Annotated in this window: 13 protein-coding genes; 4 read left to right on the forward strand and 9 right to left on the reverse strand. The window is 37.8% G+C overall.

What is annotated here, in order from left to right; genetic code table 11:
• Positions 1-346 precede the first annotated feature (346 nt).
• Together KQI49_RS17260 and KQI49_RS17265 are read left to right on the forward strand one after the other, a co-directional pair.
• Positions 347-1,258: a DMT family transporter gene (locus KQI49_RS17260; RefSeq protein ID WP_216490826.1), complete on the forward strand. Its 912-nt coding sequence runs from the start codon at positions 347-349 to the stop codon at positions 1,256-1,258.
• A 79-nt stretch (positions 1,259-1,337) separates the two neighbouring features.
• The gene (locus KQI49_RS17265) at positions 1,338-2,189 is read left to right on the forward strand and encodes a DegV family protein (RefSeq protein WP_216490827.1); all 852 of its coding nucleotides are present in this window, start codon (positions 1,338-1,340) and stop codon (positions 2,187-2,189) included.
• A 178-nt stretch (positions 2,190-2,367) separates the two neighbouring features.
• Here the strand turns inward: KQI49_RS17265 and KQI49_RS17270 are convergent, their stop codons facing one another.
• The 6 genes from KQI49_RS17270 to KQI49_RS17295 form a co-directional block, all read right to left on the reverse strand.
• Positions 2,368-3,069: an alpha/beta hydrolase gene (locus KQI49_RS17270; RefSeq protein ID WP_216490828.1), complete on the reverse strand. Its 702-nt coding sequence runs from the start codon at positions 3,067-3,069 to the stop codon at positions 2,368-2,370.
• 67 nt (positions 3,070-3,136) lie between these two features.
• Entirely contained in the window at positions 3,137-3,730 is a 594-nt protein-coding gene (locus KQI49_RS17275; protein WP_216490829.1) for a YppG family protein, read from the reverse strand.
• Positions 3,731-3,804: 74 nt separating this feature from the next.
• The gene (locus KQI49_RS17280) at positions 3,805-4,053 is read right to left on the reverse strand and encodes a glutaredoxin family protein (protein WP_216490830.1); all 249 of its coding nucleotides are present in this window, start codon (positions 4,051-4,053) and stop codon (positions 3,805-3,807) included.
• Positions 4,054-4,442: 389 nt separating this feature from the next.
• Positions 4,443-5,117 (reverse strand): PepSY domain-containing protein, encoded by a 675-nt coding sequence (locus KQI49_RS17285; RefSeq protein WP_216490831.1) that lies wholly within the window; start codon positions 5,115-5,117, stop codon positions 4,443-4,445.
• A gap of 91 nt (positions 5,118-5,208) precedes the next feature.
• Positions 5,209-6,564 (reverse strand): HAMP domain-containing sensor histidine kinase, encoded by a 1,356-nt coding sequence (locus KQI49_RS17290; RefSeq protein WP_216490832.1) that lies wholly within the window; start codon positions 6,562-6,564, stop codon positions 5,209-5,211.
• Complete coding sequence (locus KQI49_RS17295; RefSeq protein ID WP_216490833.1) at positions 6,561-7,253, reverse strand: response regulator transcription factor; 693 nt, start codon at positions 7,251-7,253, stop codon at positions 6,561-6,563. The genes KQI49_RS17290 and KQI49_RS17295 overlap by 4 nt, the downstream gene beginning before the upstream one ends.
• Before the next feature lie 544 nt (positions 7,254-7,797).
• Here KQI49_RS17295 and KQI49_RS17300 point away from each other — a divergent pair.
• A complete protein-coding gene (locus tag KQI49_RS17300) occupies positions 7,798-8,436 on the forward strand; it encodes a VOC family protein (RefSeq protein ID WP_216490834.1) in 639 nt (212 codons plus the stop codon).
• Between the two features lie 358 nt (positions 8,437-8,794).
• Here the strand turns inward: KQI49_RS17300 and KQI49_RS17305 are convergent, their stop codons facing one another.
• From KQI49_RS17305 to KQI49_RS17315, 3 genes are all read right to left on the reverse strand, one after another.
• A complete protein-coding gene (locus tag KQI49_RS17305; RefSeq protein ID WP_216490835.1) occupies positions 8,795-9,367 on the reverse strand; it encodes a GNAT family N-acetyltransferase in 573 nt (190 codons plus the stop codon).
• Between the two features lie 136 nt (positions 9,368-9,503).
• Positions 9,504-10,322, reverse strand: a complete 819-nt coding sequence (locus KQI49_RS17310) for a DUF368 domain-containing protein (protein ID WP_216490836.1) — start codon at positions 10,320-10,322, stop codon at positions 9,504-9,506.
• Positions 10,323-10,839: 517 nt separating this feature from the next.
• The gene (locus KQI49_RS17315) at positions 10,840-11,994 is read right to left on the reverse strand and encodes a thiolase family protein (RefSeq protein ID WP_216490837.1); all 1,155 of its coding nucleotides are present in this window, start codon (positions 11,992-11,994) and stop codon (positions 10,840-10,842) included.
• A gap of 129 nt (positions 11,995-12,123) precedes the next feature.
• Here KQI49_RS17315 and KQI49_RS17320 point away from each other — a divergent pair, with 129 nt between their 5' ends.
• Entirely contained in the window at positions 12,124-12,297 is a 174-nt protein-coding gene (locus KQI49_RS17320; protein WP_371817598.1) for a YfhE family protein, read from the forward strand.
• Positions 12,298-12,770: the final 473 nt, after the last annotated feature.

The raw sequence follows: 12,770 nt of genomic DNA on the forward strand, positions 1-12,770 counted from the left end.
CGAAACCTTCTAATGTCAATTCTGGAAGAGTATATCGTAATTAATTTATGCTTGTACTTTCATTATACCCATTTACAACTATTATTTTATCGTATATTCATTAAATACCCGATATTTATTAAAAGAACTTCCATATATTTGATAGGACTGTGTATTTCCTGTCCATAAAAAAAGGCATCACCAATTTTCTGGTAAGAAGCCTTAAAATATTAAGCATTAATAACAGTCCTTATATAATAACATAGATCACAATTACATATCCACTAGTTACTATAGTTACGACATGATTTTTAAGTTCGCACATGATAGAATGAAAAATGTCTACTGAGAATAAGGGAGTGTTTCAATGAGGCTGCCACCATTTAATCCGCATGTAGCGATTTTTATAGGTGTTATTTCCGTATCAACTTCCGCTGTTTTAGTTAAACTTGCAGCTGGTGCACCTGCTGCAATTATTGCCAATTATCGCCTCTTATTTGCCGTTTTATTTATGCTACCTTTCATTTTATTGAAATACCGGAATGAATTTAAACTTATCCGCAAAAAAGACTGGACCCTCTCTGCACTTGCAGGATTCTTTTTAGCGATTCATTTTATCTTTTGGTTTGAATCCTTAAATCATACTTCTGTTGTAAGTTCTGTTGTGCTTGTTACTTTGCAACCGTTTTTTACTTTCTTAGGTTCCTATCTCTTCTTTAAAGAGCGCTTTTCTCAAGCCGCCATCATCAGTATGGTCATTGCTCTACTTGGAAGCATCATCATTGGTTGGGGAGACTTTCAAATTGGAGGCATGGCTCTTTTTGGCGATATTCTCGCACTGATTGGTGCCATTGCAATAGCAGGATACTTTTTAATGGGACAAAGTGTACGAAGACGTTTATCGTTGATGACTTACACCTTTGTTGTTTATAGTATGGGTGCAGTCACCCTGATTATCTATAATCTCATTGTCCAAAACTCATTTCTTGGTTACTCATCGACACACTGGTGGATTTTCATTGCCTTGGCCGTTATTCCAACATTTTTTGGTCACACTCTTTTTAACTGGGCATTAAGATGGGTTAATACAGCGACGATATCCATGGGAATTATATTTGAGCCAGTTGGAGCATCTATCCTAGCTTATTTCGTTTTAAGTGAAAAAATTTCCTCGTCACAATGGCTTGGAGGCTCCATTATCATCATTGGCTTATTTTTATTCATAATGGGGACACGACGGAAACAAGTTGTAACAATTTCGGAAAAAGCAAAAAAATAAAAAATCCTCTTCCTCTATCCATACAGCTAAGGTAAAAGATGATATACTAAATATATATTAAATTAAGCAGGTGTTGACCATGAATATTCAATTAATGACAGATGGAGGGGCAGACATTCCTAGCCTTATCGGGAATGCTTTAGACGTGAAAGTTGTCCCCCTTTATATACATTTCAAGGATGATCACTATAAAAGTGATGAAATAGCCATGCCTACTTTTTTTCAAAAAATAAAGGAAACGAATGAATTGCCTCGTTCATCGGCACCAAGTCCGAATGATTTCTACGAAGCTTTCAAACAAACTGAAACTGATACACCGATTATCATGTTAAGTCTTTCTAAGGCACTCAGCAGTACATATGACAATGCTGTAGCTGGAAAAGATATGCTACTGGAAGAAGAACCACAACGAAAAATTGAGGTAATCAACACGAAAACAGCCTCGTGTGGAATTGCTCTACTCTTATATGAATCACATGTAAAATTAAAAGAGAATTACACATTTGATCAGCTTGTCGACCATCTTTATGAGCGCGTGGAACAAACAGCCACTTTGTTTGTATTAAAGACATTGGAAAATTTAATTCTTGGGGGGCGCCTTGATAAAGTCAAAGGTACCATTGCCAAGACACTTAACATTAAATTATTAATGAAAGGAAGCGAAGAAGGCGCCATCGAAGTCTCAGAAAAAGTCCGTGGCGATAAAAAGTCCATCAGGCGTTTCATTGATCAAATTGGAGATTATGCCAAGAACTTTGAAAATAAAGTGATTACGATGACGCATTGTAATTCTGAAGATCGAGCTAATACCGTCTTAAATAGAATAATGGATCAATATTCCTTTAAAAATTCATTTCTCACTGAAACCGGCCCACTTATTTCAACATACGGAGGTGAAGAGGCTCTCGTCATTTCCTTCTTCAAAGATTAAAAAAAGTGCCTAACAGATCATGCTGTAGGCATTTTTCATTTGGTTTATTCGAACGGAGCTAAACGGGCGCCCTGAACTTTTGTGCGGCTAGCTCCAGCGCCCAACCCCTCGAGGTCTTAAGCAATAAATCTACGCGGCAAATACCGCCACTGCGATTTCTTGCTTAAGCTTTTCGGGGCTAAACGGGCGCTTGAGCTTTTGTTAGAAACCTATAGATGATTGAGTTTAGTACGTCTTTATCTTTTCCTAGGCAAATGAGGTGTTTGGATTGATCGAATAGAATGACTTCTTTATCTTCAGAGGCGATTTCTTCTGCAAGGTAATACGCTGTTTGATAGGGAACCATACTGTCCAGTTGTCCTTGTGCGATTAAGACTGGGTTATCAACTTCATTTAAATATTCCCGCGTTTTTTTGACTAATTTTATAAACTCGATATGTGCTTTCAATGGGACCTCGCCTCGTTTTGTTTTGTAATGTTGAAACAGTTTATTTTCATTTAACTTCCCTGACACTCCATCTTTAAAGATTGTGCTCATGTCAAGGCCAATTTGTTTAAACGATAAGTATTTTCCTGCAGTTGCTAGAAGGACAAGTTTGTTAACATTATATTTTGCAGCCAAGTAACTGGCAATCATCCCACCCATGGAAAAACCAATCAAATAAATTCGATTGACTTTTTTTCGCAACTGGAGAAACGTCTCCTCGGCTGTATTCAGCCAATCTTCGTGGGACACGTCATCGAGTGCTAAGTTTTTACCATGACCCGGTAAAGTCGGAACTACAACTATAAAATTCGTATTTTCTTTTAGATAATTAGTTAGCGGGGCAAGTTCGTATGGCCCTCCTGTATATCCGTGAATCAGCATACAGCCAATCATTAGTTTTCTCTCCTTTAAAAAGCTACCTTCTTTTCTCTCTTAAATAAATACCTACGTATAGTGTTATTTAACTGCGGAATGTTTTTATCAGCGAACCGAACTGCTTAATAATCGGGGCCACTTGATGGTACGTATTTGCTAACTGACCTACTGTGTTCAGCATTTTATCGACATCTATCTGACCTTCATTATTTTGAAACTGATTGAGTAGGTTATTCATCTGTTTAGGAGGTGGTTCATTAAAAGATTGGACTTGAGGTTGATTATATGAAGTGAAATCACCCATATGAGGCTGTTGATATTGATGCATATTTTGATTAGAACTTGCACCAACGGCATCTGACATTGGATAGCCATAGTCTGATTGCCCGTATTCGGGATAAGGATTTCCGTAGCTTGGTTCTGAATGTATGTGATGGTTCTGATGTATTTGATTCTGTTGCATATAGTTTGGTTGGGGCTGGGGTTGACTCATCCCGTAGCGTGGGACAGATTCATACCAATTTTCTGGTTGTTTAGGTTTAGCAAATTGTGTAAAAGCAGTATGGAATTGTTCCAGCCCCCCAACATGATTCAATGTATTATGATGTTGTCGATTTACATTGTAGTTTAATGACTGTTGGTGAAATGGGGCTGGATTAAAAAATGGGCGTTTGTGCATAAAAAACACACCCTCCTTCATCTCTCATTTATCATAGGATATGCATTTATCCTAAGATTGTGTAACATCGCTTATTAAGCATGAATACCGAGAGCGTGTCTTATTTTATTTATTTGATAGCCTAAAATCGGCTCTTGCCTCGCTTTTATAAATGTTGCGGGTGTGCCATATATACCGTGCTCCTGTAACTCCTTTTTATTTGCATTATTGGATGTAATATTTTTTGTCTTATAATTGACCTCCCATTGATCCATCTTTTCCATTAACTTCTGGCATGAATAACATTCATCACTAATATAAATAATTGCCTTTGTGTCCGTCATAGATGTTTAATACCTCCTTATGGCCTACTGTATCCTCATTTCTTTATTACTATTTACCCTCTTTATAGAAAAATAAACGCTTTTATTTCAGTTATTTTACGTTTATGTCTTTTTTGTTACAAGGGGCTATTCGTAGTTATGCCATAAAAGGTATTTACCCGTTTATAGAAATTATTATCAGTTGAAATACAGTTTTTTAGTTTTCATTAAAAAATCAGCTCATTTGCATCCTCTTGACTTACCACGATGCCAAATTGGAAAGTTAACCCGTCATGCATCATGACCACTAGGGCTGGTATTTTCTAGTTAGGCGGCATGAATAATTGGTTTTATTTTATTTATTCTATAATCCACAGTTCTTTTCTAAAACTTCACCTTTATTGAAAGTATTAATCATCGATTTCCATCACTAATACTTCACCCGTATGAGCATCAATTTCTATTTCTGCTTCTAGTTCACCAGATTCAATTTCAATCTCGTAAATCAAACGTCCATCATCTTCGTCCAGTTCTACTTCTGTAATACGCCCGGAAAATTCATTTAAAGCTATTTCAGATGCTTCACTAACATCTATAATTGCATTCTTATCTTTAGGTTTTTGTTTTGATTTTTCTGCTTCTCCATTGTTATTTTTCTCTTGTTTGTCTTTAGTTTGTTTATCCTGGTCTTGGTCTTTCTTACTTTTTTCATTTTGTTTCTCTTTTAAAATTAACTTTTCGTCTTGTTTATTTTCTTTATTGTCCGTGGTATCTTCTTCATTATTTTCAGTTGCATGCATGACTGTTTTCTCTTTCAACTTTAAAATTTCGCCAGAGTTTCCATCGACTTTTAATTCATACTTCTTATCTTTTCCTACGATTTCCAGTTCATAAACGGCTTTGTTAAAATCCTTTTCCAACTCTATTTCTGTAATTTCACCTGGATATTGGTCAGAAATTAAACTTTTAATTTCATCGGTTGTTAAAGTTGGTTCCGTTTGCGAGGCGTCAGAGTGATACATCCCTAGTCCTAAGACAGTTACAACCGCGATGACTCCAATTGTCATACTCAGTTTTTTCTTCATAATCATTTCCTCCCTAATGTTATTAATTACATTTTATCCATTAGATATGACAGGGCCCTGTGTTTAAGATTAGAAAATGATGAGAATTGGATTAGTTTTTAATAGACAAAGGAATCTTTAAGATAAATGTCGTCCCTTTACCAATCTGGCTTGTTACTTTTAGCTCTCCATGATGTGCTTCGGTGATTTCCTTAGCAATGGGTAAGCCTAGACCCGTGCCGCCTGTTTCTCGACTACGAGCCTTATCCACTCTGTAAAACCGGTCAAAAATTCTACCTTGCTCTTCTACCGGAATGCCTTGCCCGTAATCTGTAACGGTAAAAGTAACCCATTCTGCATCGTGCGTCAGATGAACATCAATGGAGTTATCGCTATACTTCAAAGCATTGTCAATTAAAATATAAACAACTTGCTCCAGTCGGTCTCGATCACCTTTGACGATAAATCCTTGCTGGGAAGTTGTAAATTCAATATCCCGGCTCGCTGCTCCTTGAAATATCTTAATAACCTCACTGCATAATATTAGAAAATCAACGTCTTGTAACTCTGTTTTCAATTGGCTTTTAGCTAAGTTCAACATTTGTTCAACCAGTTTCTGCATCCGGTCTGCTTCAGTTTCTATCGCTTCAACCGATTCATAAAATAAATCGGGATGCTCCAATCCTCGTCGTGATAATAATTGCGCATAACTTTTAACGATTGAAATAGGAGTTTTCAGTTCATGTGAAGCATCTGAGACAAACACATCTTGCTTCTGGAAGTTCTCACTTAAACGTTCAATCATTTCATTAAATGTTTTTTCCATTTCATACAACTCATCTTTTGATTTGCTGCTGTGTACTTTGATCTTCTTCCATTTTGTACGGGTCGCATTTTCTTTCATCGCCCCGGTCAAAGCCTTGATTGGATTCAATAGAAAGCGACTTAATATGTTCGCGCCAATTAAGATTGGGATAAGCATAACGACTGATGCAAAAAGTAAAACATAAAAAAGTATCTTCATGTTTTCCTGTAAAATCACGAGATGCTTTGATACTTGTAATGTAACAATATCCCCATTATCCCAAATAATTGGTTTTTCTATCACCGCAACATTGTCTTGATTAGCTGTTTTATCCATCTTCCTATTTTCTGTTGTCGTATATGAACTGGCCAGACGTCGGTACTCGTTCTTTTTTGTTAATGTGGGTATGACTGTCGTTGAATCTTTGTCAATAACACGAATCATCCCATCATTAGGTAAAAAAGCTTTTAAAAGCTCTTCTTCTGCTATATCTGGATTTTTATTCAAGGTTTCTGTTATGACATCTGTCTGCCCTGCCAGTTGATCTAACTCACTATCAGCAGAAACTTTATAAAACAGAAAATAAATCGCTGTGTTTATAAGCACAATCAAGATAAGCATAAACACACTAGAGAAGAGATGAATTTTCGTTTGTAGTTTCATTTCTTAATATCCTTTATTGTATATCCTACCCCGCGAACTGTCTGAATATAGGCATCGGTAAAAGGCTTATCAATCTTTTGGCGCAAATAGCGAATATACACATCCACAACATTTGTGTCACCAAAATAATCATATCCCCAAACACGTTCAATCAATTGATCACGTGTGAGGACAATGTTTTTATTTTCCAAAAGACAAATGAGTAAATCATACTCACGCGGGGTCAAATCAATTAGTTCATTTTCTCGTTGCACTTCTCTGCTGTCTGTGTTAATTGCTAAATCACCGACAGACAGGGTTGGACTTTCTATTTCCTTTTTTGCCGATTGTCTTAAATGGACGCGGATTCTTGCTAAAAGCTCTTCAATTTGAAATGGCTTTGTTACATAATCATTTGCCCCTAGATCCAATCCACTTACCTTATCATGAACTTCATCACGGGCTGTCAGTAAAATAATCGGTGTATCGTCATTCGACTTTCTTACTCTCCGCAACACTTCCACACCACTTAACCCTGGAAGCATAATATCTAGTAACACTAAGTCCCACTTTTTTTCCGTAATTAAACGCAAAGCATCTTTTCCGTTATCTGCAGTTTCAGTTCGATAATCTTCATATTCTAGCTCTAGTTGTAACACGCGACTTAGTTTTTTCTCATCTTCAACTATTAAAATCGTGGGCTGAGACATATCTTCCACCTACTTCTTTATATGATTAATGTTAATATAGCAAAGTTTTCTTAAAAAGTAATGAGAATCAGGCAGTATTTTAAATTAAACAACAGAAGTCCTCTGAGTTGAATGTCATTCGCTAACTCTTTATAATAAACTATCACTGTTATAATAAGTCATAAAAATTCTTTAACACTATACAATTAAAGCATGAACAGAAGCGAATGCGCCTGGTTAGCTCCGAAAAGCTTAAGCAAGAAATCGTAGTGGCGCGTTCTTGGCCACGTAGAGTTATTGCTTAAGACCTCGAGGGGTTGGGCGCTTGAGCTGGATGAACAAAAGCGAATGCGCCCGGTTAGCCCCGAAAAGCTTAAGCAAGAAATCGTAGTGGCGCGTTCTTGGCCACGTAGAGTTATTGCTTAAGACCTCGAGGGGTTGGGCGCTTGAGCTAGATGAATAAGTTGAATGCGCCCAGATAGTTAAACACCATGTCCTAATTTTGAACACGAAAATCGTATAGCTAGTTAGCGATTGTTGAAAAAGATAAACGAGGTGATCACTCATGTTAGCTTTAGACCATATTGTTTTTTCAGGTACTCATATGCATTTTTATAACGAAAAGAATAATCAAGACGGCTCCATTAAAGCGGTTAAAGGCGGAGAACATGAAAATTGGGGTACTTACAACTATCTAGCCCATTTTTCAAATGATTGTTATCTAGAATGGCTTGGCGTAAGCGATTATGATAAGGCTAGGAAATCTGATAATCCATTAATCAAACATTTGATTTATGTTTTGGATCAAAATAAAGCTGGTCCTTTTCAGTTTGCACTTCGAACAAACCAGTTAGATAAATACATCGCTCACTTCGAAGAAAATAATATCCCTTATCAAGGCCCCTTTTACGGCGGGCGAGATAAACCTGACGGAACGGAACTTAAATGGAGAATGCTTTTTCCAGATTATGACTATCGAAAAGAAGTGTTACCTTTTTTAATTGAATGGCAAAGCCCAAATCAAATTTCAAGTTTATACAACCCTCAAGCCATTACAACCATCAATGTTGGCAGCATTGACACACAAAAGTTCAGACACATTTACCATCTCAAACCTCGTAAATTATTAAAGAACCGCGTTTTATTACAAAACGCAAAAATTACTTTTCAAGAAGATGAAGAGCTTACATTTGAATTAGATTAGTTTTCAAACCACAATGCAGTGCAGATGCACCATTGTGGTTTTTTGGATGAGTATTTATAGAGGAACTAATGGATTCACAAAATGGTAAGGTCGCCAGCGGATGCGTGACCTCTAACGATATATAACTGCATTAGGGGGCAAGAGTAACCTTTTGGCGTGACCCCTAACGGGAAATAACTGCATCAGGGGGCACGAGTAACCTTTTGGCGTGCCCCCTAACGGGAAATAACTGCATTAGGGGGCACGGGTAACCTTTTGGCGTGACCCCTGACGATATATAACTGCATTAGGGGGGACGGGTAACCTTTTGGCGTGATCCCTGACGATATATAACTGCATTGGGGGGGACGCTCTGACTTCATTCCTTATTATCAACTTTTGCATAGATGCACGTATCTCTAAGCTCATCGCCCTCAAGAGAAACATCATCGTTTTTGAGAATTGCTTCAAGGGTATAGCCCAATCGTTCAGGCACCGCTTTACTTTTCACATTTTTAAAGTCACAACGAATTTCGACACGTTTTGCCCCGAGCTCCTCAAACGCAAAATTCGTGACTCCCTCAACCGCCTCAGAAATCAATCCTTGGCCACTGAACTTCGTGTCAATCCAGTAACCAATTTCAAATTTTGGTACATTCCAATCGATTCGATGCAATCCTGTACAACCTATAAATTCATTGGTTTCTTTATCAAAAATATGTAATCTGAGATCCTCTCTTTTTAAAAAAGCAACATAGGATTCTCTAACATTTATTTCCGTTTCTTCAACTGCTTGCTCATTACGGGCAAATGGCAACCATGGTTTTAGCTCCTCTTTACTCCTCGTGATTGCCTTATACACTTGCTCACCATCTCCAGGAAGCGGAAGACGAACTAATAAACGCGAAGTTACAAATTCATTTGGAAAATCCTTCAATATGGGATGAGTCATCCAAATTCCCTCCTTAATTAAATTAGTCTTATTATACGAGTATCTTTCAATAAGTCAAGATGACAAAAAATAGCAATCATTCAAATCGATGATTGCTATTTTTACGTGCACATTATATTGAAATGACTCGCACACTTTAACTTTCATATTCTACTTTACCTAACACATACGCGATAAATAACCCAGCAGCGAAGGTCACAACGCTGACTATCACGATCCCCGACGATTCGGGCCAGCCTGGAAATACGATAACTAGTGAACCGATGACGAACCCGATCACACAAGCAAACGTGCCGGTATGAAATTTTTCTAGAAAATATGCAATCAAGCGACTCATGACAAGGATACCGATTGCAATACCCACACCTGTGACAAGAATAACATCTAGATATAAGTTATGGACTGCATTAATAATAGTATGGTAGGAACCGATGACAAGCAGAATCATTGATCCACTAATACCCGGTAAAATCATAGCAGCACTCGCTAGAACACCTGAGAAAAATAAAAATACATATATTCCCGTACTGCGGTTTTCAATGATAGCTTGTCCGGATGTTAGATCCAGAAAATTAATTGAGCCTATGAGAACAGCTCCAACAATCAAAATAAGGTAATGATTAAATTTAAATGTCTCCTTAACTTTAGCTTGTGTAAATAAATAAGGCAGCACACCCAAAATTAAACCTAGAAAAAAGAAGTGCACCGGAGCAGGATAGTATTTTAATAACCAATCAATTAATTTTGACAACGAAAAAATCGCTATCGCAATTCCTAGTCCAAGTGGGATTAAAAAACTGAGTTGCTTTTTCCAATCCTTACTAAAAAGTCCATTAATAGCGGAAATTAAACGGTCATAAATTCCAAGTAATAATGCGATCGTTCCACCGCTAACTCCTGGAATGACATCACTTGCTCCCATAAGAAAGCCACGGTATATATTTTTCCATTCCATAACTGCCTCTCCCAACTTTAGCTATTTGCTTTAATATATGTTAAAACGATTCTTACTAACTTACCTCTATTCAGGACATAACGATATCATACCAAAAGTAAGGGAGATTTTATACAAAAATAGCAAAGGGAGATTAAAAAATTCAAGGAAAAGGCTAAGCCAATATTTTAATCTTTAAAGATAGAAAGCATTCCAACCACTTTCACTTTCCAATTACTCGCCAAAGTGCAGACGCCTACATTTCAAGATAGGCTGATGGCGGTACGCTCCCTGGAATCGAATGCATACTACTTTCCAGAGAGGCTATCGGCGGTACGCTCCCTGGAATCGAATGCATACTACTTTCCAGAGAGGCTATCGGCGGTACGCTCCCTGGAATCGAGCGCATACTACTTTCCAGATAGGCTATCGGCCGCACTCTACCTAGAATGGCTTACGAGCAAGGTTTCAGAGATGTTAATAAAGTTCTCAACTTCTCGCCATAGTTTAACTTTAACCTAATCTTTTTATAATACAATTATTCAGTCAGCCGCTCAATCACTGTTGCATTTGCCATTCCCATTCCTTCACAAATAGCTAAAAGTCCGTATTTTCCTTCTCGACGTTCAAGTTCATTCACTAATGAGACAAGTAATTTTGTCCCTGTTGCGCCTAGTGGATGACCGAGAGCAATGGCTCCACCGTTAACATTGAGTTTTTCCGGATCAGCCTCTGTATCTTTTAACCAAGCGAGTGGGACAGGAGCGAATGCCTCGTTCACCTCATAAAGATCTACTTGATCGATGGTTAAACCTGCTTTATCCAACACTTTTTCGGTAGCAGCAATCGGACCGGTCAACATTAAGGTAGGGTCTGACCCAACGACACTGCGGGCAACAATCCTCGCTTTTGGCTTTAATCCTAATTCGTCCGCTTTTTCACGTGACATGATTAAAATCGCACTAGCTCCGTCACTCATCTGACTGGCATTGCCGGCGGTGATTTTGCCATTTTCTTTAAAAACAGGATTAAGCCCACTGAGCGCTTCAACAGTCGTATCTTCCCTAGGACCCTCATCTTCCGAAAAGACAAACTTATTCCCGTCTTTATCAGTCACATCAAGCGGTGTAATTTCTTCTTTAAAATGTCCATTTTTTATCGCCGTTAAAGCCTTTTGATGACTTTCATACGAAAAATGATCGAGTTCCTCTCGTGAAAATGACCATTTATCTGCAATTTTCTCAGCTGAAATACCTTGATTGACAATTTCATATGAATTGGTGAGTTGCTTACTCGATTTAGTGTCAGGCATATTTGAAAACATCGGGATACGTGTCATATTTTCAACGCCACCGGCAATAACGATATCCATATCGCCTGAAGCAATCGCTTGAGCTGCAAAATGAACCGCTTGCTGACTTGAGCCACATTGCCTATCAATCGTCACGCCTGGTACCGACGTTGGAAAACCTGCAATCAAGGCCGCTGTACGTGCTACATTTCCTCCCTGCTCATTGACTTGAGTGACACATCCTAAAATAACGTCTTCGATCAGGTTTTTAGATACAGGCGTGCGCTTAAGTAAATCTTTTAAAACGACTGCGGCCAATTCATCGGATCTATAGTTTGAGAAACTACCCTTTCTTTTGCCAACCGCCGTACGTGCCCCCTCAACAATCACAACTTCCCTCATAATGTCACCCCTAATATATCTAGTTACCCTTAAGTATAGCGCTTTCTTAGTGTGACTTCTACCCCCTCTATGTTTCATCATTTATCTTTCTGGGTACATTTATTGGGAGGATAACTTCTCATAGAAAGGGTGTATATATTGAGGAATACCCAATATCAACCAACAAACAATAAACAATTATCAGATGCACAGGAAGTACATTATACTAAGGAATTTAAGAAAGCAGACATAGCTGGTGATTTTCGTAAGCCGAGAGTTAGAGAGGCAAAACGTGAAAACCCTAATCTGAAGAAGAGTAATTAATCCACTAAAAATTACATTTTCATGTAAATAGCAAAAGAGGTTGGGACAAAACTAAGTATTAGTAATTAAAAGACGAACAATTTTAAGCGAGCGTTATTCGCTTCGGAAAAATACTTCGCTTTCCGCAGGCGCTGATGAGCCTCCTCGAGCTACGCTCTGCGAGGTCTCATCTAAGCTTTTCATCCTGCTGGACAAGGAATACTTCGACAGCGATTCATCGCACGCAGAAAAAGTGGTTTTCTTTTTCAAGGAGTCTACGTATTTTTCCTACGCTGATTTTAAAAGTGTATATTAAAAAAATATACTTTAATACGTTCGCTTTTACATTAACTAAAATACTTATGTCCCATCCTCTTTCCTACGATTAGTCAAGTCTAAACCTTATAAATTCAATAAGGATTTATTGATTGAAAAAATTTGGCATATCAAATAAACCCCATGTATTTAATTTTTTAAACTGTGGGAAGATATGT

It is taken from the genome of Virgibacillus sp. MSJ-26 (genome assembly GCF_018918075.1).
Classification (GTDB): Bacteria; Bacillota; Bacilli; order Bacillales; family Amphibacillaceae; genus MSJ-26.